We start from the raw sequence: 24,149 nt of genomic DNA, 5'->3' as shown, positions 1-24,149 counted from the left end.
TGCTGAGGTGAGGGTGTGTGCCTGTGACGCAGGCGCTCGGGCGCGCAGGGGATGAGGTGCGGGGACAGCCCGAACACCTTCAACGTATGACACCGCGTGTCACCTCGCAAGGCACTGAGTGCCAGAAACTCTTCTCAGATGAAAACTTTACGGATCAGATGAGCGATGATCGATCGAATCATCCCCCGCCAGGGGTGAAAAAGGGGCATCGACATGCAAAAACGGCCACCCGGTGGGTGGCCGTCGTCACTGAGCGGAACAGTGCGGAACGATGCGGAACGGTGTGGAAGGGCGGTGGAAAGGTGTTGGAAGGCGCTGGAAAGGGCGGTCAGCGCTCCTTGAGCGCCTGCTCGATGGTGCGCATGACCTCGTGCAGCGGCGCGTCGGTGCGCGCCACCGTCACGAGCACCTCGCCCCGCACGGAGGCCGAGGAGGCCGCCGGCTGTGCGGTGGAGGCGGTACCGCGCCCCGCCCCGATGCCGGTGCCGAAGGTCTTCCGCACGATCGCGAAGGCGTGGTCCAGCTCGGCCTCCACGTCGCCCTGCCCGTCGGCCCGCAGCCAGCGCCGCAGCACGTGGTTGTGCGCGGTGACCACGGCGGACGCGGCGACCTCCGCGAGCAGCGGATCGTCGTTGGCGTCGTCGTCGTGCGCGTGCTCGTCGAAGTGGCCGAGCAGGTAGCGGGTGAACAGGCGCTCGTAACGGGCCACCGACGCGATCTCCGCCTCGCGCAGGGTGGGCACCTCGCGCGTCAGCTTGTAGCGGGCGACCGAGATCTCCGGCCGGGCCGCGTACATCTTCATGACTTCCTTGATGCCGCGGCACACCGTGTCGAGCGGGTGCTCGTGCGCGGGCGCCGCGTTGAGGACCGCCTCGGCGCGCACCAGGGTGTCGTCGTGGTCCGGGAAGATCGCCTCTTCCTTGGAGCGGAAGTGGCGGAAGAAGGTGCGGCGGGCGACCCCGGCGCGGGCCGCGATCTCGTCGACGGTGGTCGCCTCGTACCCCTTGGCCGCGAACAGCTCCATCGCCGCCGCCGCCAGTTCCCGGCGCATTTTGAGCCGCTGGGCGGCGGCCCGGCTGCCGGCCGTGCTCTCCGGAGCGTCGGACGTGGCTGAGGTACGTGAGGACTTGGCGGGCTGGGACATGACCCGAACGTACTGCATGTGGGCGCAATCATGCGCGTGACCGGGGATTCCCCCGCCCTCGCGGGGCGGGGGACAGCCGGCCGGATCGAGCAGTCCTCCCCAGTCCTCCTCGGACCTGAACCAGTCGCCCGGCCGCTCAGCGGCGGGCATGCTCGCGGAAGCCGCGGCCCGTCTTGCGGCCGAGGCAGCCCGCGGCCACCAGGTGCTCGAGCAGCGGTGCGGGGGCGAGTCCCGGGTCGCGGAACTCCCGGTGCAGCACCTTCTCGATGGCCAGCGACACGTCGAGTCCGACCACGTCGAGCAGTTCGAAGGGGCCCATCGGGTAGCCGCCGCCGAGCTTCATCGCGGCGTCGATGTCGTCGAGGGTCGCGTAGTGCTCCTGCACCATCTTGACCGCGTTGTTGAGGTACGGGAACAGCAGCGCGTTCACGATGAACCCGGCCCGGTCGCCGCAGTCCACGGCGTGCTTGCGCACCTTGGCGCAGACCTCGTGGACGGTGGCGTGCACGTCGTCGGCGGTCAGCACCGTGCGGACCACCTCGACCAGCTTCATCGCCGGCGCCGGGTTGAAGAAGTGCATGCCGATCACGTCCTGCGGGCGCGAGGTGGCACGGGCGCAGGCGACGACCGGCAGCGAGGACGTGGTCGTGGCCAGCACCGCGCCGGGCTTGCAGACCTTGTCCAGCGTGCCGAACAGCTGCCGCTTGACCTCCAGGTCCTCGGCGACGGCCTCCAAGGCCAGGTCGACGTCGGCGAAGTCGTCGTAGCTGCCCGTCGGCGTGATCAGCTCCAGCGTCTGCGCGGCGGCCTCCGCGGTCATGCGTCCCTTGTCGACCGACCGGGACAGGGACTTCCCGATCCGGGCCTTGGCCGTCTGCGCCTTCTCCGCGCTGCGGGCGGCCAGCACCACCTCGTACCCGGCCTTGGCGAACACCTCCGCGATGCCGGACGCCATGGTCCCCGAACCGGCCACACCGACCGCGCGGACCGTCCGCCCGGTGACCGGGGCTCCGCCCGTGCCCGGGGTCAGCGCGTCCGGCACGACGACCGCGCTGCCCGGCGCCTCGTACGTGTAGAAGCCGCGCCCCGCCTTGCGCCCCGTCAGGCCCGCCTCGCTGAGCTGCCGGAGGATCGGCGCCGGGGCGTGCAGACGGTCCCGGGACGCGGCGTACATGGCCTCCAGGACCGTGCGCGCGGTGTCCACGCCCACCAGGTCGAGCAGCGCCAGCGGCCCCATCGGCAGACCGCAGCCGAGCCGCATCGCGGCGTCGATGTCCTCGCGGGAGGCGTAGTTCGCCTCGTACATCGCGGCGGCCTGGTTGAGGTAGCCGAACAGCAGCCCGTCGGCGACGAAACCGGGCCGGTCCCCGACCGCGACCGGCTCCTTGCCCAGGTCCAGGGCGAGGTCGGTGACGGCCGCGACGGCGGCGGGCGCGGTCAGCACCGAGGAGACGACCTCGACCAGCTTCATCGCCGGCGCCGGGTTGAAGAAGTGCAGTCCGAGCACCCGCTCCGGGCGGGCCGAGTCCGCGGCCAGCCGCGTGACGGACAGCGCGTTGGTGCCGGTCGCCACGATCGCCTCCGGGCGCACGATCCCGTCCAGCTCCCGGAGGACCCGCTGCTTGATCTCGTACGACTCCGGGACCACCTCGATCACCAGGTCGGCGTCGGCGGCCGCCCGCAGGTCGGTGGAGGTACGGACGCGGCCCAGGGCCGCGGCGCGCTCCTCCTCGGTCAACCGGCCGCGCTCGACGGCACGGGCGGTGGAGGACTCCAGCGCGGCGACGGCCTGGACGGCCTGCGCCTCGCTGACGTCGATGCCGACGACGTCGCGGCCGGCCCCGGCCAGGACCTCGGCGATGCCGGTGCCCATCGTGCCGAGGCCGACGACGGCGACGGTTCGGAGCGGGGACAGGGGGGTGTCGGACAGGGGAGTGGCCATCGCGGGACTCCAGGAATGAGGGGTGACGACGGGAGCACGCCCGGGTGAGCCGTCGTGGCACACCGGGGGCGTGAGAAAGGAAGGAAAGGAGTGCGGGTGTTGCCGGGCTCGAACAGCGCACACGCCCGGTGCCGTCGCGGTGGGCGTGCACACGCCCGCCCGGCGGCCTGTGACCGGCCCTGTCCCGAGGCCGAGTCCTGATGCGGTACCCGAGGTACCGGACCGACTGCTCTCCCGGTGGTTGCGTCACCAGACCACCGTGAGGAGTTGCTGCGAGTGGATGACCCGCTCGTCTGAGGTTAACCCGCGGGTAACGAGCGCGCCAGCCCTCGGTGTTCGTGATGTACGTCCCACGGGTGGGGTGACGCGCCTAACCTCGGTGTCATGGACGAAGAGTTGCGGGTGCTCACCGAGCGCTTACGGGCCGAGTCGGCGGCGTCGGGGCCGAAGGGGTCGGCGGGGTCGGTATCGGGCGCTCCCGGCGCTCCGGTGGAGTACGACCGTCTCGTGGCGACCGGGGACCACGACGAGCTGGCCGCGGTGCTCACCGAACCGGGACACCCGCTGTGGGCCCGGGAACTGGCCGCCTTCCGGCTGGGGGTCGCGGGGGACCGGCGGGCCTTCGAGTCACTGGTGCTGCTGCTCAACCACCGCGATCCACCGCGCTGCGCCTCGGCCGCCCACGCCCTGGCCCGCCTCGGCGACCCGCGCACCGCCCGCGCCGCGGCCGCGCTCGCCACCAACGAACTGCGGGTCGCCTACGCCCTGCACCCGGTGCGGCTGCTGGTCGAGCTGCGGGCCCCCGAAGCGGTGCCCGCGCTGATCACCACGCTGCGGCGGAGGCTGCGCCCGCACGACCCGTACCGGCGCGTCGCGCTGGCCTGCGTCGAGGGCCTCGGCACCCTCGGCGACGACCGCGCCGCCCCTGTCCTGAACGACGCCCTCGCCCACCCGACGCTGGCCGAGGCGGCGGTGCGGGCGCTGGCACGCATCCCGGGGCAGCGGTGAGGTGCGCCGGGCCGGGGCGGTGAGAGACAGCGCGGGGGCGCGGCCGGCCGGCGCTCGGGCGAGCGCTGGGGAGTGGCCGATCGGTGCGGGGGCCGGCAGTGGTCGGAAGTCGGCGGTCGGTTGTCCGGTCCGGGGGTGAGGAGTCGTGATCGGTGCCGGGTGAGTGCTGGGGAGTGGCCGATCGGTGCGGGGGCCGGCAGTGGTCGGAAGTCGGCGGTCGGTTGTCCGGCCCGGGGTCGAAGAGTCGCGGTCGGCGCCGGGTGAGCGCTGGGGAGTGGCCGATCGGTGCGGGGGCCGGCAGTGGTCGAGAGTCGGCGGGCGGCTGTTCGGTCCGGGGTTGAGGAGTCGCTGATCGGCGCTCGGGGCAGCGGTGAGGTGTGCCCCGCCCTGTGGGGGCAGGGAGCGGTCGAAAGTCACCGGCTGCCCGGGCCCCGGCGCCGAGGAGCGGCCGATCAGCCGGGTGAGCGCCGGGGAGCCGTCCGACCGGTGCCGGGGAGGAGGACGTCGGGGAGCCGCCCGACGGGTGCCGGGGTGGAAGCCGGGGAGCGGCCGGGCGGAACCGTGCCGGTGACGGGGCGTCAGCCGTTCAGTGGGCGCGCGTACCGCACCTCGGGCACCGCGACCCCCTCCACCACGAAGGGCTCCTCGGTGCCGTCGGGGCCGAACCCCGCCCGCTCGTAGAAGCGCCGGGCGCGGGTGTTGCCCTTGAGCACCCACAGGAGCATCCGCGCGTGCCCGGCGGTCTCGCACCGGCGTACCGACTCCCGGAGCAGGGCCTGCCCGACGCCCGCGCCGGACCGTCCGGTGTCGACGTAGAGCGCGTACAATTCGGCGTCCGCGGTGCGCACCTCGCCGTCCCGGTAGGGGCCGACGCAGGCCCAGCCGACGACCTCGCCGCTCTCGTCCTCGGCGACCAGGTGCACCTCGTCGTCCGGGGCCCGTGCGAACAGGGCACGGCGTTGCTCGGCGTCGGCGGTGACGTCCATGGCGTCGAGGTACGGCTGCGGCATCAGCCCCCGGTAGGCGGACTGCCAGCCCAGGACGCGGATCCGGGACACGCGGTCGCAGTCCGCGAGGGCCATCTCCCGCACCCGCGCCGGCACCCGCGCCGGCGGCAGGCTCACGGTGCCACGACCGCGAAGGCCTCGATCTCCATGAGGAACTCCGGCCGCACCAGCGCCGCCACCTGCACCGCCGAGGCGGCCGGCAGCCGGTCGTCGGGTATGTGCTCGGCGCGGGCCGCGCGGATCGCGCCCATGTGCGCCGTGTCCGTGACGAAGAAGGTCAGCTTCACCACGTCGTCGAAGGTCGCTCCGGCCGAGGCCAGACACCGGCGCAGGTTCTCGAACACCTGACGGGCCTGGGCCGCGGGGTCGCCCTCGCCGACCACCTCGCCGTCCTCGTCCAGGGCGAGCTGCCCCGAGACGGCCACGAACCGCCCGGTGCCGAGGACGACATGCGTGTACTGCGCGGCGGGGGCGACGCCCTCGGGGGCGGTGATCCTGGTCAGCTCACTCATGCGTCCATCGTGGACCACGGCTCTGACAACGCCGCCCCGGGGTCAGCCGCGGAAGCCGAGCAGCCCGTGCAGGGTCGAACCGCGTGAGGACGTCGAGGCCGCCTTGGACTCCAGCGGCGCCGGGTCCGGCAGCGCCGGGCACACCGCGTCCGCCACGCTGCCGCCGTCGCCGCGCGGCACGGTGCCGTCGCTCAGGTAGGCGGCCAGGTGCTGGTCCAGGCAGTCGTTGCCGCTCAGCGTGATGCCGTGGTTCCCGCCGCCCTCCTCGACCACGAGACGGGAGCCGCCCAGCAGGCGGTGCGCGGTGACACCGCCCTCGTAGGGGGTCGCCGCGTCACCGGTCGCCTGGAACAGCAGTACCGGGGGCAGCTCGTCGTTGGCCACGTCCACCGGCTCCCGGGACTCGGCGGGCCAGAACGCGCACGGGGCGTTGTACCAGGCGTTGTTCCACACCATGAAGGGTGCCTTCCCGTACAGGCCCCAGCTGTCGTCCCGCCACTCCTCCCAGTCGCGCGGCCAGCTCGCGTCGCGGCACTCGACGGCGGTGTAGACGCTGTACCCGTTGTCCCCGGAGGCGTCCTGGGCGCCGAAGTTCTCGTACGCCTCGACGAGCGGGCCGGTGTCCTCGTCGTTGACGTACGCGGCGAACGCCTCGGCCAGGTAGGGCCAGTAGCCGTTGTAGTACCCGCCGGGCATGTAGGTGTCCTCCAGTTCGGAGGCGCCGACCTTCCCTCCCGCGGGCTTCTTCGCCAGCGCCGCCCGCATGGCGTACCACGCGGTCTCGACCCGCTCCGGGTCGGTGCCCAGCCCGTACGCCGCGTCGTGCTCGGCGATCCAGGCCAGGAACGCCCGGTGGCGGTCGTTGAAGGCGAGGTCCTGGTTGAGGTTGGCGTCGTACCAGACGTCGTCCGGGCCGACCACCGAGTCCAGCACCAGCCGCCGCACCCGGTCCGGGTGGAGCTTGGCGTAGACGGCGCCCAGGTAGGTGCCGTACGAGTAGCCGAAGTAGTTGAGCTTCTCCGCGCCGAGCGCCGCACGGATCGCGTCCAGGTCCCGCGCGGCGCTGACCGTGTCGATGTACGGCAGCACGTCCGCGTACTTGTCGCCGCAGGCGTCGGCGAAGGCCTTCGCGCGCCTGAGATTGGCCCGCTCGACGTCCGGCGTGTCCGGCAGCGAGTCGGGACGCACGGGGTCGAAGTGCCCCGGCACGCAGTCCAGCGCGGGACTGCTTCTGCCCACCCCGCGCGGGTCGAAGCCGACGACGTCGTACTGGGCGGCCACCTTCGCGGGCAGCGAGGAGGCCACGAACCCGGCGAGTGACAACCCGCTGCCGCCGGGGCCGCCGGGGTTCACCAGCAGGGGGCCCTGGTACTTCTCGGCGGTGTGCGGGACGCGGGACAGTGCCAGCGTGATCTGCCTCCCGCGTGGACGCGCGTGGTCGAGCGGCACCTTCAGGGACGCGCACTGGAGCGTGGGGTAGTCCTCCGTGGCGCACTTCTTCCAGTGCAGGTCCGCGGCGGGCGCGGCGGCCGGCGCGGACCCCGGGGTCTTCGCGTCGGCGGGGACGGCCGTGACCGCTCCGGCGGCGATGACGGCGGCGCCGCACAGCACGGCTGCGCGTTGTCTCATGGCGTTCTCCCAGGACTCCCAGGACGGAGAGGCGGCGGTCCGCGCGGGTCGCGGTCCTCGCCGGATCGTCCCGGGAAGCGCCTTCGGAAGAACGCGAGCTGTCCATAGTTGACCCAATTGGGCCGGAAGATGCCCCCAATGCTTCGAGTCGGAGATCCTCGGCCGACTGACGGGACCGTCAGAGCCCGAGACCGCCCGCGACCGTCATCTCCCGCTTGGTGAACTCACCCGTGAGCATCGGCATGGCCCGGCCGATGGCGGCCTTCGCCTCGGGCAGTTCCAGCGAAGCGTCGTGATGTTCCCGGGTGCGCCACACCTCGGTCACCCAGATCGTCGTCTCGTCGTCGTCGGACCGGCCGACGAGATACAGGTCGCACCCGGCTGCCCGCAGGCCGTCGGCGCCGCTCAGGAGAAGGGAGACGACCTCGTCGCGGAAGCCGGGCCTCGTCTTCATGGAGGCGATGCAGCCGTAGGGCATGCGGGATCCTTTCCGCCGGGCCGAGCCGGCTGTTTCGGGCGGGGCCGGTACCCGAAGACTCTCAGAGGAGCGAAAGCTGAACCGGCTCGGTGGCCGTGGACCCGTCCGGCCGCGAGGGTTCCGGCCCCGCGCTCCGGCGCGGCATGCCCGCGCGCGGGGGGCCGATGCCGTACTCGCGGGCCAGGTCGTGCACCTGGCGCGTGATCCGGCGCTGGTACCACTTCGGGGCGTAGGCGCCGTCCGCGTACAGCCGCTCGTACCGGCGGACCAGGTGGGGGTGGTGCTGTCCGAGCCAGGCCATGAACCACTCGCGGGCGCCCGGCCGCAGATGCAGCACCAGGGGCGTCACCGAGGTGGCGCCGGCGGCGGCGACGGCGCGCACCGTGGCCCTCAGCTGGGCCGGCTCGTCGCCGAGGAAGGGGATGACCGGCGCCATCAGCACCCCGCAGCCGATGCCGCGCTCGCCGAGCGCCCGGACCACCTCCAGGCGGCGCTCCGGGGCCGGGGTGCCCGGTTCCACGGTGCGCCACAGCTCCGCGTCGGTGAAGCCGACCGAGACCGAGATGCCCACGTCCGTCACCCGGGCCGCCCGGGTCAGCAGGTCCAGGTCGCGCAGGATCAGCGTGCCCTTGGTCAGGATCGAGAAGGGGTTCGCCCGCTCGGTGAGGGCCTCGATGATGCCCGGCATCAGCCGGTAGCGGCCCTCCGCGCGCTGGTAGCAGTCGACGTTGGTGCCCATCGCCACGTGCTCGCCCTGCCAGCGGCGCGAGGCCAGCTGGCGGCGCAGCACCTCGGGCGCGTTCACCTTGACGACGATCTGGGAGTCGAAGCCGAGCCCCGTGTCGAGGTCCAGGTAGCTGTGGGTCTTGCGGGCGAAACAGTAGACGCACGCGTGCGTGCAGCCCCGGTAGGGGTTCACCGTCCACTCGAACGGCATCCGCGAGGCCCCCGGCACCCGGTTCAGGACCGAGCGGGCCCGCACCTCGTGGAAGGTGACGCCGCTGAACTCGGGCGTGTCGAACGTGCGGGTGACGACCGCCTCCGCGCCGAACAGCGCGGTGTCCGCCGCCCGGGCGTGGTCGGAGTCCGTGAGGTTCTCCCAGCGCATTTCGGCCTCCTCGGGTAGCACTGCCCGACACAATAGAACACTTGTTCCCTTGATCGTGCGGACGAGTCGTGCGGACGAGACGGCGGACGAGTCGCGCGGGGCCGCTTCACGCCCCCCGATTTGGTGGCCGCGCGGTGGGGTGGTTGGCTTGCCCCGAACCCGAGAACCAGGCCCTGGAGGAACCCGATGGCGCAGGTCGAGGCGATGACGGAGCGGATCGTCGCAGCGGACGCGGAGACGGTGTTCGACACCCTCGCCGACTACAGCGGCACCCGCGAGAAGCTGCTTCCCGAGCACTTCAGCGAGTACGAGGTCCGTGAGGGCGGCGACGGCGAGGGGACCCTCGTGCACTGGAAGCTCCAGGCCACGAGCAAGCGCGTCCGCGACTGCCTGCTGGAGGTCACCGAGCCCACCGACGGGGAGCTGGTCGAGAAGGACCGCAACTCCTCCATGGTCACCACCTGGCGGGTCACCCCGGCGGGCGAGGGCAAGGCCCGGGTCGTCGTCGTCACCACCTGGCAGGGCGCCGGCGGCGTCGGCGGCTTCTTCGAGAAGACCTTCGCGCCCAAGGGCCTCGCCCGGATCTACGACGCCATGCTCACCAAGCTCGCCGCCGAGGTCGAGAAGTAGCCAAAGGGCAAGCGTGCGGCGCCCGTTGGGCGCCTCACCGGTTCGAGTGATCTCCGCGCGAACCCGTCGTGCGTCCGTAACTCGTCGCACTTGTTCGCAGTTGTCGCCTCAGGTGGCAAATGTGAGCAGGTGTGACGAGGGGAGCGGTACGTGGGCGGGATCACTCTGGTGCAGGACCCGGTGGAGGACGGACCGGTCGCCGCGGCCCAGGCGCCACCCGAACCACCCACCACCGGACCGGAGCGGGAACCGGGGCGCGAACCGGGTGGAGAGCCGGGTGGAGAGCCGGGCGCCGGGCTGAGCCCGCGCCGGGTGCGGCTGGTCTTCGTCGGGCTGATGCTGGCGCTGCTGCTCGCCGCCCTCGAGCAGATGATCGTCGCCACCGCGCTGCCGAAGATCGTCGGCGAGCTGCACGGCCTGGACCGGATGTCCTGGGCGATCACCGCGTACCTGCTCACCTCGACCGTCGGGCTGCCGATCTACGGCAAGCTCGGCGACCTCTTCGGGCGCAAGGGCGTCTTCCAGTTCGCCATCCTGGTCTTCGTCGTCGGCTCCGCGCTCGCCGGACGCGCGCAGAGCATGGACCAGCTGATCGCCTTCCGCGCGGTGCAGGGCGTCGGCGCGGGCGGCCTGATGATCGGCGTGCAGGCGATCATCGCCGACATCGTGCCGCCCCGCGAGCGCGGCCGCTTCATGGGCCTGATCGGCGCCGCCTTCGGACTCGCCTCCGTCGCGGGCCCGTTGCTCGGCGGCTACTTCACCGACCACCTCTCCTGGCGTTGGTGCTTCTACATCAACGTGCCCTTCGGCCTGGTCACCATGGCCGTCGTCGCCGTCGTCCTCAAGCTGCCCAGGCCGAGGGTCAAACCGCGCCTGGACGTCCTCGGCGCCCTGCTGCTCGCCGCCGCCTCCACCTGCCTGGTGCTGCTCACCAGCTGGGGCGGCACCGAGTACGACTGGGGGTCGAGGACGATCCTCGGTCTCGCCGCCGGCGCGGTCGGGTCGACCCTGCTCTTCGTGGTCGCCGAGCGCTTCGCACCCGAACCGCTGATCCCGCTGCGCCTGTTCCGGGACTCCGTCTTCAACGTCACCGCCCTGGTCGGCCTCGTCGTCGGCGTCGCCCTGTTCGGCGCCGCCAGCTACCTGCCGACCTTCCTGCAAATGGTCGACGGCGCCAGCGCCACCGAGTCCGGCCTGCTGATGCTGCCGATGATGGGCGGCGTCGTCGTCGCCTCGATCGTCTCCGGGCAGCTCATCAGCCGCACCGGTCACTACCGGAGCCACCCGATCCTCGGCAGCGCGCTGTCCGTCGTCGGCATGTGGCTGCTCTCCCGCCTCGACATCGACACGCCCCGGCTGCACTACAGCGTCTGGATGGCCGTCCTCGGCGCCGGCATCGGCATGGTGATGCCCGTCCTCGTCCTCGCCGTCCAGAACTCCGTGCGCCCGACCGACCTGGGCACCGCCACCAGCGCCAACAACTACTTCCGGCAGATCGGCGGCAGCGTCGGCGCGGCCGTCTTCGGCACCCTCTTCGCGGGCCGGCTCACCGACGCCCTGGCCGACCGGGTCCCCGCCGACGCGGGCGCCGGGCTCCCCGACGCCGAGGCCATCACCCCCCAGCTCGTCCACTCCCTGCCCCCGGCGCTGCGCGACGCCTACATCGGGGCGTACGCCGACGCCATGCCGCGGATCTTCCTCTACCTGGTGCCGGTGCTCGTCCTCGGGCTCCTCATCGCCCTCTTCCTCAAGGAGAAACCCCTGGTGTCCCACAACGCCCCCGTCACCGAGCCGGAGACCGCGCAGCAGGCGCAGTACACACCGCAGGCGCAGCCGGCCGCCCAGGTCCCGCCGGCCCGGTCGCCCTACACGGGCGGCATCCCCGTCTGCGGCACGGTGCAGCACCCCGACGGCACCGTCGTGCCGCGTGCGGCACTGACCCTCATCGACGTCGGCGGACAGCAGATCGGCCGGGGCGCCAGCGGCGACGACGGACGGTACGCGCTGGCCACGCCCGGCTCCGGGGCGTACGTCCTGATCGCCGCGGCCGGCGGCCACCAGCCGCAGGCCGTCTCCGTGACCGTCGGCGAACGACCGGTGGAACTGGACGTGGTCCTCGGCGGGGCCGGACGCCTGGCCGGCAGCGTCATGACCGCCGACGGCAGCCCCGTGCGCGACGCGATCGTCACCCTCACCAACGTCCACGGCGAGGTCGTCTCCACCACCCGCAGCGGCCGCGAGGGCGGCTACGTCATCACGGAGCTGGTGGCCGGCGAGTACACCCTCGCCGCCAGCGCCCCCGCCTTCCGCCCGGCCGCACTGCCGGTCAGCGTGCAGGCCGCCCGCGAGACCCGCCAGGACGTCGAACTGGCCGGCGGCGCCGTGCTGCGCGGCACCGTACGGGCCAGTGGCGGACGGATCGTCGAGGACGCGCGCGTGACGCTGCTCGACGCGGCGGGCAACGTGGTGGACACCCTGACCACCGGACCCGACGGCACGTTCCGGTTCGTCGACCTGTCGTCCGGCGAGTACACCGTCATCGCGGCCGGGTACCCGCCCGTCGCCACCGTCCTCCAGGTGGCCGGCGGCGGCCGCACCGAGCGCGACCTGCAACTCGGGCACGAGGACTGAGACCGGCCACCGGCGCGCGGGCGCGCGCCGGTGTGCTCGCGCGTCACCAATTCCCCCGTTGCCGCACATGGTCACCGGCCACCCCCGTACGGTGGTGACGGCGACACAGATCTTGCGGAGCCGTGGGCAGAGAGGGCCTGACGCCATGGACCATGGCACCGAGCGGGACGCACCTCCCGGCCGCCGGGCCGGACCCGGCACCGTGCAGGCCGACCCTGTGCCGGCCGACCCCGTGACGGGTCGTGTCCCGCTGGCCGTCGTCGTGGTCGACCGCGACGGGCTGGTCTCCCACTGGAGCCGGGGCGCACGGCGGCTGTTCGGCCTGCCCAAGGAAGAGGCGATCGGCCAGCCCGCCCCCGACCTGCTGCCCGTCTCGGGCGTGCTCCCGGGGGACGGCACCGGGGACGACGGCCCGGCCCACGGCTCGTACCCGGACGACGACGGCCTCGGACCCGGCCTGGAGTCCTCCCTCGGCGGGCGGCTGTCCTACCCGGCGGCCGGCCGCGCCCGGCTGACCGTGCCGGCCGACGACCGCGTCGACGTGCTCTGGTGGGCCTACCCCCTGGTGGGGCCCGGACCGGAGCGGCTGCTCGTGCTGGCCGCCGACGCGGACGGGCTGCGACGGGACTACGCCGACGGGGCCGCCGGCGACAGCGCCGAGCCGGCCGTCGTCGAGCGGGTCGCGCCCGGCTTCGCCCTGCACACCGACTTCCCCGGCGCCGAGGAACTCGCCCGCCGCCTCCCCGAGATCCTGCCCAGCATGAGTGTCGGCGAGAGCGCCCGCATCGTCGCGCAGGTCCTCGAACTGGGCTATCCCGTCCTCGAGTTCAGCCGACACGACCGGCTGCCCGTCACCCCCGACTGGGGCGTGCCGCGGCGTGCCGAGCGCCGGGCGCGCCGCGAGCGGGCGGCACGGGCGCTGGCGGCCGGTGAGCCGGTGCCGGAGGAGCTGCGGGACGAGGCCGAGAACCTGGAGTACACGGCGGTCCGCGAACGCCTGGAGTTCCTCAACGAGGTCAGCGGCGCGATCGGCACCTCGCTGGACCTCGCACAGACCATCGTCGAGGTCAGCCGGGCGGTCGTCCCGCGCTTCACCGACGTCGCCGGGACCTACCTGCGTGAACAGGTCGTCGCCGGTGAGGGTTTCCCCGACGGCGTGCCCGACACGACGACGATGTGGCACCGGGTCGCCCTCGAGCACACCGACGAACCCGGCCGCTGGGACGACGTCGTACCCGTCGGCGAGGCGATGCCCTTCCCGGCGCACACCCCCTTCTTCCAGTGCATGACCAGCGGCGAGCCGGTCCTGGTGCCCCGCATCACCGAGGAGATGGGCCACGCCATCGCCTCCCAGTTCGAGAAGCGGGACATCCGGCCGCTCATCACCGGCCGCTCGATGCTGCTGGTGCCCCTGAAGGCACGCCAGGTCGTCCTCGGCTTCATGATCCTGCTCCGGCACCCGGAGCGGCCCGTCTTCAACGACATGGACCGCGTCACCGGCGCCGAACTCGCCGCCCGTGCGGGGCTCGTCCTCGACAACGCCCGCATGTACACCCACCAGGAGAACGTCGCCGAGACGCTCCAGGACAGCATGCTGCCGCACATCCCGGCGCGCATGGCCGGCTGCGACATCGCCACCCGCTATCTGCCGGGCACGCTGCTGGGCCGGGTCGGCGGCGACTGGTTCGACTCGGTCAAGCTGCCCGGCGCCCGCACCGCCCTCGTCGTCGGCGACGTCATGGGCCACGGCCTGGGCTCCGCCGCGATGATGGGGCAACTGCGCACCGCCGTCCAGACCATGGCCGGCCTCGACCTGCCGCCCGCCCAGCTCCTGCGGCACCTCGACGACCTCGCCCAGCGGCTCGGCGACACCCACCTCGCGACCTGCCTGTACGCCGTGTACGACCCCATCGCCGGTGAACTGCACCTGGCCAACGCCGGCCACATCCCGCCCGTCCTGGTCCGCGCAGAGGACGGCGCCAGCGAGCTGATCGACCTGCCGACGGGGGCTCCGATCGGCGTCGGCGGGGTGCCCTTCGAGTCGGTACGCGTGCCGGTGGCGCCCGGCGACCGGCTGGTGATGTGCACCGACGGTCTCGTGGAGGTGCGCGGGGAGGACATCGGCGTCGGCCTCGCCACCCTCTGCGAGTCCGCCGCCCACCCCGCCGCGTCCATGGACGACGCCTGCGACAGCATCATCCGCGCCCTGGGCATCCGCGGCGGCCGCAAGGACGACGTCGCCCTGCTGATGGCCCGGCTGACCGGCATCGACCCCGACGCCGTCGCCGAGTGGCGCCTCGCCCGCGACCCGGCCGAGGTGGGCCGCGCCCGTGCGGCGGTCCGCGAGCAACTCCACGACTGGGGACTGCCGAAGCTGGCCGGCCCGGCGGAGCTGATGGTCAGCGAACTCGTCACCAACGCCGTCCGCCACGCGCACGCCCGCCCCGTCGCACTGCGCCTGGTCCGCGCCGACACGCTGCTGTGCGAGGTGGACGACGACGACCACGACCTGCCTGCCCTGAGGAGCGCGGGCCCCGAGGACGAGACCGGGCGCGGCCTGCGGGTCGTCAGCACCCTGGCCCGCGAGTGGGGCGCCAGCCGCACCAAGGCGGGCAAGACGGTGTGGTTCGAACTCACGCTGCCCGCCCGGCGCCGCTAGCACCGGATCACCGAACGGCGGTCCGGCGTCGCCGCTCGCGCCGCCGGCGTCGGCTCTCCGCGCACCGCTCGGCCCGTGCCCGAGCGCGTCCGCCCCCTCACTCCCGTCGGACGGCCTGCGAACCCGTATCCGCCGGCGCGAACGAGCGGTGAAGGAATGCGCCGGGCGCTTGTGGCCGTGCGCCGGGCGCGATACACCGTACGGACCCGTCGTCGGCGGGTCGTACATCGTCGCACCTGGGGAGACGGGCATGAGCGTGACGAGTCGGTACCGGGACGCCTGGGAGAGCTTCTGGCACGAGGCCTCCGGGGACCGGGGAGCGGTGTTCTGGGACGCGGAACCGACCCTGACCGCCGGTCGCCACCTGGCCCACTTCGAGCCGCACCTGACCGACCCCGCCCTGCCCCTGATCGACCTGGGCTGCGGCAACGGCACCCAGACCCGCTACTTCGCCGAACGCTTCCCGCACGTGGTCGGCGCCGACCTCTCCGCCGCCGCCCTCGGCCACGCCCGCCACGCCGACCCGGCCGGACTCGCCGCGTACCGGCAACTGGACGCCGCCGACAAGGCCGAGGCGGAGACCCTGCACGCGGAACTGGGCGACGCGAACGTCTACGTCCGGGGCGTCCTGCACCAGTGCGAGCCCGACGACCGCCAGCCCCTGGCCGACGCCCTCGCCGTACTCCTCGGCGCACGCGGCCGCGCCTTCCTGGTCGAACCGTCCCAGGCGGCCAAGACCGTCCTGATGGGCCTGGCCCAGGGCCCCGCCGGCCCGCCCGCCAAACTCGCCCCCGTACTCCGCCACGGGCTGACCCCCGCCGCCGTCCCCGACGAAGCGGTGCCCGAGTACCTCCGCGCGGCAGGCCTCACGGTCCTCGCGAGCGGCGAACTCCCCCTGGTCACCACGGAGTACACGCCGGACGGCACCCGCATCGAGCTGCCGTCGACGTGGATGGTGGCGGGCCGGCCCGCGTGAGATGCGCTGCTCCTCGCGTTTGTATGACCGCACCGATTCTGGAGAAAGCGCTGATCGTAGGCCGTACGAGGTCAGTTTTGCGGTCTAGACCACCGGTGGTTGTCCACAGCCCTGGCCGAGGCGGCCGGGCAGCGCGTACGGTTTCGAGCCATGAAGATCCTCATCAGTGCCGACATGGAGGGCGCCACCGGTGTCACCTGGCCGGCCGACGTGCTGCCGGGGACGCCGCAGTGGGAGCGGTGCCGGTCGATGTTCACCTCGGACGTGAACGCGGCCGTGCTGGGCCTCTTCGACGGCGGCGCCGACGAGGTGCTGGTCAACGAGGCGCACTGGTCCATGCGCAACCTCCTCCTGGAGCGGCTCGACGAGCGCACCGAGATGCTCACCGGCCGGCACAAGGCGCTGTCCATGGTGGAGGGCGTCCAGCACGGGGACGTGGACGGCATCGCGTTCGTCGGCTATCACGCGGGCGCCGGCATGGAGGGCGTCCTCGCGCACACCTACCTCGCCAACCAGCTCACCGGCGTCTGGCTGAACGACGTACGCGCCAGCGAGGGCCTGCTCAACGCGCATGTGGTCGCCGAGTACGGGGTGCCGGTGGTGCTGGTCACCGGGGACGACGTGGCGTGCGAGGACGCGCTCGGGTACGCCCCGGAGGCGCGGAAGGTCGCGGTCAAGGACCACGTGTCGCGGTACGCGGCCGTGTGCCGTACGCCGGCCAGGACCGCCGCCGACATCCGGGCCGCCGCCAAGGAGGCCACCGCACTCGCCGTGCGGCACGAGCCGGTGAGCGGCGGTCCGTTCACCCTCGCCCTGGAGTTCGACGCCGAGCACCTCGCGGCCGCTTCGACCGTCGTGCCCGGAGTGGCGCAGGTCGGGGAGCGCAAGGTGGCGTACACCCACGACACGATGTTCGAGGCGATCAGGACCTTCAAGGCGGTCACCACGATCGCCTCGGCGGCGGTGGAGGAGCAGTATGGCTGAGCACCGGGGCGCCGGACCGGACACCGGCGGGCAGGCGCTGGACGAGGTCGTCCGGTTCACCTCCGAGCTGATCCGCATCGACACCACCAACCGAGGCGGCGGAGACTGCCGGGAGCGGCCCGCCGCCGAGTACGCCGCCGCGCGGCTCGCCGAGGCCGGGATCGAACCCACGCTCCTGGAGCGGACCGAGGGCCGCACCAACGTCGTGGCCCGCATCGAGGGCACCGACCCGTCGGCCGACGCGCTGCTGGTCCACGGCCACCTGGACGTGGTGCCCGCCGAGGCCGCCGACTGGAGCGTGCACCCGTTCTCCGGGGAGATCCGCGACGGCGTCGTCTGGGGGCGCGGCGCGGTCGACATGAAGAACATGGACGCGATGATCCTCGCGGTCGTCCGCGACTGGGCCCGGCAAGGGGTGCGGCCCCGCCGGGACGTGGTGATCGCCTTCACCGCGGACGAGGAGGCCAGCGCCGAGGACGGCTCCGGCTTCCTCGCCGACCGGCACGCCGCCCTGTTCGAGGGGTGTACGGAGGGTGTCAGCGAGTCCGGGGCGTTCACCTTCCACGACGGGACCGGGCGGCAGTTCTATCCCATCGCCGCCGGTGAGCGTGGCACGGGCTGGCTCAAGCTCACCGCGCACGGGCGGGCCGGGCACGGGTCCAAGGTGAACCGGGAGAACGCGGTCACCCGGCTCGCCGCCGCGATCACCCGCATCGGCGACCACGAGTGGCCGCTGCGCCTGACCCCGACCGTGCGCGCCGCCCTGACCGAGATCGCCGCCGTCCACGGCATCCGGACCGACCTGAGCGACGTCGACGCCCTGCTGGACAAGCTCGGCGAGTCCGCCAAGCTGGTCGAGGCCACCGTCCGCAACAGCGCCAACCCGACCATGCTGGACGCCGGGTACAAGGTCAACGTCATCCCGGGAGAGGCCGTCGCCCACGTCGACGGGCGGTTCCTGTACGGCGGCGAGGACGAGTTCCGCGACACCCTCGACCGGCTCACCGGGCCGGACGTGGACTGGGAGTTCGCCCACCGGGAGGTGGCGCTCCAGGCGCCGGTGGACTCGCCGACGTACGCCCGGATGCGCGCGGCGGTGGAGGAGTTCGCGCCCGAGGGGCACGTCGTGCCGTACTGCATGTCCGGGGGCACGGACGCCAAGCAGTTCTCGCGGCTCGGCATCACCGGGTACGGCTTCGCGCCGCTGAAGCTGCCGGAGGGCTTCGACTACCAGGCCCTCTTCCACGGCGTGGACGAACGGGTCCCGGTCGAGGCGCTGCACTTCGGGGTCCGCGTCCTGGACCGTTTCCTGCGCACGGCCTAGAGACCCGAGGGCCCGGACCCCGCATCCCGGGAACGGGCATCGCCCGGACACGTATGGAGCTGGAGGAGAAGTGGGAGTGGAGGAGTCAGTGCCGACTCTCTCGTACGGATCGTGGCCCTCGCCCGTCGACGCGGCCCTCGCCGCCGCGCACGACGGACGGCCCGACGACGTCGGCTTCGTCGGTGACGAGGTGTGGTGGACCGCACCCCGCCCCACCGAGGGCGGGCGGCGCACCCTGGTGCGGCGGCACGCCGACGGCACCGAGGAGCCGGTGCTGCCCGCACCGTGGAACGTGCGCAGCCGCGTCATCGAGTACGGCGGCCGTCCGTGGGCCGCGGTCACGACCGACACCGGCCCGCTCGTCGTCTTCGTGAACTTCGCCGACCAGCGGCTGTACGCCTTCACCCCGGGCGGCGGCGAGCCACGCCCGCTGACCCCGCTGTCCGCGGTGGGCGGCGGCCTGCGCTGGATCGAACCGGACCCGCGCCCCGAGCGCGGCGAAGTGTGGTGCGTCCTCGAGGAGTTCACCGGCGAAGGACCCACCGACCTGCGCCGGGTGCCGGTGGCGGTGCCGCTGGACGGCTCCGCGGCCGACGACCGGGCCGCCGTCCGCGAACTCGCCCCCGAACGGCACCGCTTCGTCACCGGGCCCCGCCTCTCGCCCGACGGGCGCCGCGCGGCCTGGCTGGCCTGGGACCACCCCCGCATGCCCTGGGACGGCACCGAACTGATCGTCGCCGACGTCGGTCCCGAGAGCACTTTCCAGGATGCCCGGACCGTCGCGGGCGGGCCCGAGGAGTCGATCGCCCAGGTCGACTGGGCCCCGGACGGCAGCCTGCTGTACGCCTCCGACCGCACCGGCTGGTGGAACCTGTACCGCGACGGGCGGCTCCTGTGCGCCCGCGAGGAGGAGTTCGGGGGGCCGCTGTGGAAGCTCGGGCAGCGCTGGTTCGCGCCCCTGGACAGCGGCTTGATCGCGGTCCTGCACGGCCGGGGCGCCGCCGTCCTCGGCATACTCGACCCCGAGACCGGCGAGGTCGTCGACGCGGCGGGCCCCTGGACCGAGTTCGCGCCGGCCCTCGCCGCGCACGGCGAGCGCGTCGTTGGCATCGGCGCCGGTGCGCACAGCGGCTTCGAGGTCGTCGAACTGGACGCCCGCACCGGCCGCGCCCGTGTGATCGGCGCCCCGCACCAGGACGCCACCGACCCTGCCTACTACCCCGAGCCGCAGATCCGCACCTTCCGGGGCCCGGGCGGACGCGAGGTCCACGCCCACCTCTACCCGCCGCACAACCCCGGCTGCCGCGCCCCGGACAGCGAACTGCCGCCGTACGTCATCTGGGTGCACGGCGGTCCCACCAGCCGCGCCCCGCTCGTCCTCGACCTGGAGATCGCCTACTTCACCTCCCGAGGCATCGGCGTCGCCGAGGTCAACTACGGGGGCTCCAGCGGGCACGGCCGGGAGTACCGCAACCGGCTGCGCGAGCAGTGGGGCGTCGTCGACGTCGAGGACTGCGCCGCCGTGGCCGTCGCCCTCGCCGAGGAGGGCACCGCGGACCCGGAGCGGCTCGCCGTGCGCGGCGGCAGCGCGGGCGGCTGGACGTCCGCCGCGTCGCTGGCCACCACCGACGTCTACGCCTGCGGCACGATCCTCTACCCGATCCTCGACCTCACCGGCTGGGGCACCGGGGAGACCCACGACTTCGAGTCGCGGTACCTGGAGGGCCTGATCGGCCCGTACGCCGAGGTCCCGGACCGCTACACCGAGCGCTCGCCCGCCGAGCACGCCGAAAGCGTCACCGCCCCGTTCCTGCTCCTCCAGGGACTCGACGACGTGATCTGCCCGCCCGTGCAGTGCGAGCGGTTCCTCGCACGCATGGCGGGCCGGGGAGTACCGCACGCCTACCTCACCTTCGAGGGCGAAGGGCACGGATTCCGCCGGGCGGAGACCATGGTGCGCGCCCTGGAGGCCGAACTCTCCCTCTACGCACAGGTCTTCGGCCTGACCCCGCCCGGCGTGCCGGCCCTGGAGCTGACCCGGTGAGCCGGGCCGGAGAGCTGGTCCGGCCGGCCCGGCTCGCCCCGGGCGCCCGGGTGGCCGTCGTCGCGCCCAGCGGACCCGTGCCCGAGGAGCGGCTCCAGGCGGGACTCGACGTGCTGCGCGGCTGGGACCTCGACCCGGTCGTGGCACCGCACGTGCTGGACCGGCACGGCACCTTCGGCTACCTCGCGGGCACCGACGCCGACCGGGCCGCCGACCTCCAGGCCGCCTGGTGCGACCCGTCCGTGGACGCGGTGCTGTGCGCCCGCGGCGGGTACGGCACCCAGCGCATGGTCGACCTGCTCGACTGGGAGGCGATGCGCGCGGCCGGACCGAAGGTGTTCGTCGGCTTCAGCGACATCACCGTGCTGCACGAGGCGTTCGCCACACGACTGGGCCTGGTCACCCTGCACGGCCCGATGGCGGCCGGGATCGACTTCGTGAAGAACACCCGGGCGCAGGAACACCTGAGGGCCACCCTCTTCGCCCCCGAAACGGTCCGCGTGATCGCCTCCAGCGGTACGCCACTGGTGCCGGGCCGGGCCCGCGGCGTCACCCTGGGCGGCTGCCTCGCCCTGCTCGCCGCCGAACTGGGCACCCCGCACGCCCGGCCCTCGGCGCGCGGCGGACTGCTGTGCCTGGAGGACGTGGGGGAGGAGACGTACCGCGTCGACCGCTACCTCACCCAGCTGCTGCGCGCCGGCTGGCTGGGCGGGGTCGCCGGCGTGCTGCTCGGTTCCTGGAAGGCGTGCGACCCCTACGAGCGGCTGCGGCCCCTGCTGGCCGACCGGCTCGGCGGCCTCGGGGTGCCGGTCGTCGAGGACTTCGGGTTCGGGCACTGCGAGGGCGCGCTGACGGTCCCGTTCGGCATACCGGCGGAACTCGACGCGGACGCGGGCACCTTGGCCCTCGACCGGCCGGCGCTGCGCTGACCGTCGTAGGGTGACCCCATGCCGCACACCCCGTCCCGCCACCTCGCCGAGGGCCCGCGCGTGGGCATCCGGTCCTTCACCTACGAGGACGGGGCCGAGTTCACCGCCCGGGCGCGGGAGAGCAAGGACCTGCACCAGCCGTGGCTCTTCCCGCCGGACAGCGCCCAGGCGTACGAGGCCTACGCGGGCCGGCTGATCGAGGACCGCACCAAGGCCGGGTTCCTGGTGTGCGAGAAGGACCCGGACGCGGCTTCCGGGGGCGCACCCGGCGGCTCCATCGCCGGGTTCGTGAACATCAACAACATCGTCGAGGGCGGATTCCTCAGCGGCGCGCTCGGCTACGGCGCCTTCGCGCACGCGGCGGGCCGCGGGCTGATGCGCGAGGGGCTGGACCTCGTGGTGCGGTACGCGTTCGGGCCCATGCGACTGCACCGGCTGGAGATCAACGTCCAGCCGGGCAACGCCGCCTCGATCGCGCTGGCCCGCGCCTGCGGCTTCCATCTGGAGGGCTTCTCGCCGAGGATGCTCTACCTCGACGGCGCCTGGCGCGACCACCAGCGCTGGGCGATCACCGCCGAGTCCGTGACTTCCGGTTGATCTTCATCGTGTCCAGGTCCGTCACCGTGCACCGCAGATCGCGGAAGCCGTAGCCGAGACCGCGCAGCGCGCCCTCCGCCCGGTCCTGGGCGATCACGCCCGCCATCTCCTCGCCGTCCGCCGCGTCCGACACCACCACGTAACGCATCGAGAAGTGCTTCAGCGGAGCGGGCTCGTACGACAGCGACCCCTCCTCGGTGAACCGCATGCTCGCCATCCCGTGTTCGTCCGCCTCGGCCAGCAACCGGGCACGGGCGTCCTCGGTCAGACCGTCCCAGGTCCCCCGGACGATCACCCGGTAGGTGTGCTGCTCAGCCACGGGCTGCTCACTCACGTGCCGTTCTCCTTCGCATGCGTACGCGCCGACCGCCCGACCCTAAGCCCGGGCCCGCACCGCGCCCCAGCGGATTTAACGTGAGCCACGGCGCCCCCGGCCCGTCCCGGCCCGTCCCGCCCCCGGTACCGGTCTACTTCTGCTGCCGGTCCACGTACTCGTAGATCGCCCCGTCCGGGTGCCGGGCGATCAGGTTGCGGCCCGCGGGGGTGGCGACCGGGCCGGCGATGATGTCCGCGCCCAGCGAACCGAGCACGCGATGCGTTTCCTCGACGTCCGTCACGGCGATCGTCGCGGCCACCTTGCGCAACACCTCGAGTTGGGCCTCGGGCCCGCTCATCAGCAGGAAGCAGCCGACGGCGGCGACTTCGACGCCGCCGCGTTCGAAACGGAGCGCGTCGCCGCCGGCCAGCCCCTCGTAGAAGGGGATCGCCTTGTCCAGGTCGTCGACGTAGATGCGCAGTGTGGCTCCCAGAATGTCCATACGGAGGAGCCTAGTTGCGCCCACCGGCCGAGCGCCCCCGGTCCGGCCATGGAAGCCGGACCCGCGGGTACCCGCAACACATGGAACGCATGGATCACTTGGAACACCTGGACAGGCAACTGGTCGACGAACTGGCGCAGGTGGCACGCGAGACCGTGCGCGACGAACTGCGGGAACAGACCCGCAGGCAGCGCCGCAAGGCCGCGCTGTACGCCGCGTCCGGCACCGCCGCCCTGTACGCGGGCGCCGCCGTCGCGCTGGCCGTGGGACTGGCACTCGCCCTCGTACTGCCCGGCTGGGCCGCCGCGCTGATCACGGCCGCCCTGCTGGGCGTGGCGGCCCAGCTGCTGCGCGGCGCGGCCCGGCCGCACGCCTCCGGACCGGGCTCGGCCCACGGCTCCGGTGCCGAGCACGTCGTCGGCGGCGGCGCGCCCGGCGGGCCTCCGAGCGGCCTCGGCGGTGTGCCGTACCCGCCGATGCCACCCGGCGCGCCCGGCGGTGTGGGCGGGGCGACCGGCGCCCCGGGCGCGGGCACGCCCGCACCGGGCGGCACGGGGCCGGCCGCACCGCGCCAGGACGACATCGACCCCGAGGCCGGGCGCCGCTGACCGGCCGCGGACAGGGGTACGCCCCGCACGGATGCACAAGTCCGTGCGGGGCGTACCCCTGTCCGCCCGGCCGTGAGGCGCGTCAGGCGCTCTGCTGGAGCTGCGGCAGCACCTTGGTGCGGTAGAGGTCGAAGAAGCCGCGCAGGTCCGGACCGATCTGGTTGACGTAGACGCGGTCGAAGCCGGCGTCGGCGAACTGCTTCAGCTCCGCGACGTGCTCGTCGACGTCGTCGCCGCACACCCGGTTGTCGCGGACCATGTCCTCGGTGACCAGGGTCTGCGCCTGCTCGAAGTGCTTCGGCGAGGGCAGCACCTGGGCCAGCTCGCCGGGCAGCTGCTCGTTGGCCCACAGCCGGTGCACCGTGCGTACGGCGGCGTCCCCGTCGGTGTCGTAGCAGACCTTCGTGCCCCCGCTGACCAGCTTGCCGCCGCCCCCGCCCTTGCGGTACTGCTCCACCATCGAGGCGTCCGGCATCATCGTGATGTAGCCGTCGCCGACCCGTGCCGCCAGCTTCGTCGCCGACGGACCGAAACCCGAGATGTCGATGGGGACCGGCTCGTCCGGCACCGTGTACAGGCGGGCGTTCTCCACCGTGTAGTGGGTGCCGTGGTGGTTGACCTCCTCGCCGGTGAGCAGCCGGCGGATGATCAGGATGGCCTCCTCGAGCATCTCCAGACGTACGTGCGCGGCGGGCCAGGCGTCGCCGAAGATGTGCTCGTTCAGCGCCTCGCCGGTGCCGACGCCCAGCCGGAAACGGCCGTCCGTCATCACCGCGCTGGTCGCCGCGGCCTGGGCCACCACCGCCGGGTGGATGCGCACGGTCGGGCAGGTCACCGCCGTCTCGATCGGCAGGGACACGGCGTCGGACAGGGCGCCGATCACCGACCAGACGAACGGACTCTGGCCCTGCTCGCCGTTCCAGGGGTGATAGTGGTCGGAGATCCACAGCGCCTGGAATCCGGCCTGCTCGGCCATCCGCGCCTGCTCGATGAGCTCCGCGGGACCGTACTGCTCGCACGAGAGGAAATAGCCGTACTCGGGCATGAGGGGGTGCCTCCGGACAAGGGAGCGGGTGGGTCCGGGGCCGGGTACCCGGGCGCGGGGCCGGAAACCGGTGGCG

General features: G+C 73.2%; 21 protein-coding genes. 11 read left to right on the top strand and 10 right to left on the bottom strand.

Features of this window, described 5'->3' with window-relative positions:
* Positions 1–328 precede the first annotated feature (328 nt).
* Positions 329–1,144, bottom strand: coding sequence for a TetR family transcriptional regulator (locus OHA99_RS05240; RefSeq protein ID WP_153177085.1), 816 nt, complete (start codon positions 1,142–1,144; stop codon positions 329–331).
* Positions 1,145–1,280: 136 nt separating this feature from the next.
* A complete protein-coding gene (locus OHA99_RS05235) occupies positions 1,281–3,086 on the bottom strand; it encodes a 3-hydroxyacyl-CoA dehydrogenase family protein (protein ID WP_405694409.1) in 1,806 nt (601 codons plus the stop codon).
* 384 nt (positions 3,087–3,470) lie between these two features.
* On the opposite strand from OHA99_RS05235, the gene OHA99_RS05230 reads away from it, so the two are divergent.
* Positions 3,471–4,094, top strand: coding sequence for an adenylosuccinate lyase (locus OHA99_RS05230; protein WP_405694407.1), 624 nt, complete (start codon positions 3,471–3,473; stop codon positions 4,092–4,094).
* A gap of 578 nt (positions 4,095–4,672) precedes the next feature.
* Here the strand turns inward: OHA99_RS05230 and OHA99_RS05225 are convergent.
* From OHA99_RS05225 to OHA99_RS05205, 5 genes are all read right to left on the bottom strand, one after another.
* Positions 4,673–5,218, bottom strand: a complete 546-nt coding sequence (locus OHA99_RS05225) for a GNAT family N-acetyltransferase (RefSeq protein ID WP_405694404.1) — start codon at positions 5,216–5,218, stop codon at positions 4,673–4,675.
* Positions 5,215–5,613, bottom strand: a complete 399-nt coding sequence (locus OHA99_RS05220; RefSeq protein ID WP_007387967.1) for a RidA family protein — start codon at positions 5,611–5,613, stop codon at positions 5,215–5,217. The genes OHA99_RS05225 and OHA99_RS05220 overlap by 4 nt, the downstream gene beginning before the upstream one ends.
* A 42-nt stretch (positions 5,614–5,655) precedes the next feature.
* Entirely contained in the window at positions 5,656–7,242 is a 1,587-nt protein-coding gene (locus OHA99_RS05215) for an alpha/beta hydrolase (RefSeq protein ID WP_405694400.1), read from the bottom strand.
* 178 nt (positions 7,243–7,420) lie between these two features.
* Positions 7,421–7,720 carry a putative quinol monooxygenase gene (locus OHA99_RS05210; protein ID WP_153177080.1) on the bottom strand — a complete coding sequence of 100 codons (300 nt, stop codon included), beginning with the start codon at positions 7,718–7,720 and terminating at the stop codon, positions 7,421–7,423.
* 61 nt (positions 7,721–7,781) lie between these two features.
* Positions 7,782–8,828 carry an Rv2578c family radical SAM protein gene (locus OHA99_RS05205; RefSeq protein ID WP_405694396.1) on the bottom strand — a complete coding sequence of 349 codons (1,047 nt, stop codon included), beginning with the start codon at positions 8,826–8,828 and terminating at the stop codon, positions 7,782–7,784.
* Between the two features lie 186 nt (positions 8,829–9,014).
* Between OHA99_RS05205 and OHA99_RS05200 the strand changes: the two genes are divergently transcribed.
* The 9 genes from OHA99_RS05200 (at position 9,015) to OHA99_RS05160 (ending at position 21,602) form a co-directional block, all read left to right on the top strand.
* On the top strand, positions 9,015–9,458 hold the full coding sequence (locus OHA99_RS05200) for an SRPBCC family protein (RefSeq protein ID WP_153177078.1): 444 nt from the start codon (positions 9,015–9,017) through the stop codon (positions 9,456–9,458).
* A 150-nt stretch (positions 9,459–9,608) separates the two neighbouring features.
* Positions 9,609–12,089 (top strand): MFS transporter, encoded by a 2,481-nt coding sequence (locus tag OHA99_RS05195; protein ID WP_366471318.1) that lies wholly within the window; start codon positions 9,609–9,611, stop codon positions 12,087–12,089.
* Between the two features lie 145 nt (positions 12,090–12,234).
* Positions 12,235–14,748 carry a SpoIIE family protein phosphatase gene (locus tag OHA99_RS05190; protein WP_405694391.1) on the top strand — a complete coding sequence of 838 codons (2,514 nt, stop codon included), beginning with the start codon at positions 12,235–12,237 and terminating at the stop codon, positions 14,746–14,748.
* A gap of 250 nt (positions 14,749–14,998) precedes the next feature.
* On the top strand, positions 14,999–15,724 hold the full coding sequence (locus OHA99_RS05185) for a class I SAM-dependent methyltransferase (protein WP_153177076.1): 726 nt from the start codon (positions 14,999–15,001) through the stop codon (positions 15,722–15,724).
* A gap of 150 nt (positions 15,725–15,874) precedes the next feature.
* Positions 15,875–16,708, top strand: a complete 834-nt coding sequence (locus OHA99_RS05180; protein WP_405694388.1) for a M55 family metallopeptidase — start codon at positions 15,875–15,877, stop codon at positions 16,706–16,708.
* The gene (locus OHA99_RS05175) at positions 16,701–18,032 is read left to right on the top strand and encodes a M20/M25/M40 family metallo-hydrolase (protein ID WP_153177074.1); all 1,332 of its coding nucleotides are present in this window, start codon (positions 16,701–16,703) and stop codon (positions 18,030–18,032) included. Before OHA99_RS05180 ends, OHA99_RS05175 begins: the two co-directional genes overlap by 8 nt.
* An 88-nt stretch (positions 18,033–18,120) precedes the next feature.
* Entirely contained in the window at positions 18,121–20,076 is a 1,956-nt protein-coding gene (locus OHA99_RS05170) for a prolyl oligopeptidase family serine peptidase (RefSeq protein WP_405694385.1), read from the top strand.
* Positions 20,073–21,005 carry an LD-carboxypeptidase gene (locus tag OHA99_RS05165; RefSeq protein WP_153177072.1) on the top strand — a complete coding sequence of 311 codons (933 nt, stop codon included), beginning with the start codon at positions 20,073–20,075 and terminating at the stop codon, positions 21,003–21,005. The genes OHA99_RS05170 and OHA99_RS05165 overlap by 4 nt, the downstream gene beginning before the upstream one ends.
* 18 nt (positions 21,006–21,023) lie before the next feature.
* Positions 21,024–21,602: a GNAT family N-acetyltransferase gene (locus tag OHA99_RS05160; RefSeq protein WP_405694381.1), complete on the top strand. Its 579-nt coding sequence runs from the start codon at positions 21,024–21,026 to the stop codon at positions 21,600–21,602.
* Here OHA99_RS05160 and OHA99_RS05155 read toward each other — a convergent pair.
* The gene (locus tag OHA99_RS05155; protein WP_042821946.1) at positions 21,574–21,921 is read right to left on the bottom strand and encodes a DUF6204 family protein; all 348 of its coding nucleotides are present in this window, start codon (positions 21,919–21,921) and stop codon (positions 21,574–21,576) included. The genes OHA99_RS05160 and OHA99_RS05155 overlap by 29 nt on opposite strands.
* 148 nt (positions 21,922–22,069) lie before the next feature.
* Entirely contained in the window at positions 22,070–22,420 is a 351-nt protein-coding gene (locus tag OHA99_RS05150) for a VOC family protein (RefSeq protein ID WP_153177070.1), read from the bottom strand.
* 80 nt (positions 22,421–22,500) lie between these two features.
* Between OHA99_RS05150 and OHA99_RS05145 the strand changes: the two genes are divergently transcribed.
* Positions 22,501–23,028: a phage holin family protein gene (locus OHA99_RS05145; protein WP_405694377.1), complete on the top strand. Its 528-nt coding sequence runs from the start codon at positions 22,501–22,503 to the stop codon at positions 23,026–23,028.
* An 82-nt stretch (positions 23,029–23,110) separates the two neighbouring features.
* On the opposite strand, the gene OHA99_RS05140 is transcribed toward OHA99_RS05145, so the two are convergent.
* The gene (locus OHA99_RS05140; protein WP_405694374.1) at positions 23,111–24,073 is read right to left on the bottom strand and encodes an LLM class F420-dependent oxidoreductase; all 963 of its coding nucleotides are present in this window, start codon (positions 24,071–24,073) and stop codon (positions 23,111–23,113) included.
* Positions 24,074–24,149 lie beyond the last annotated feature (76 nt).

This window comes from Streptomyces coelicoflavus (assembly GCF_045041415.1).
GTDB lineage: Bacteria > Actinomycetota > Actinomycetes > Streptomycetales > Streptomycetaceae > Streptomyces > Streptomyces coelicoflavus.
The sequence above is the reverse complement of the archived record's forward strand: the minus strand, read 5'-3'. Positions and strand labels throughout refer to the sequence as shown.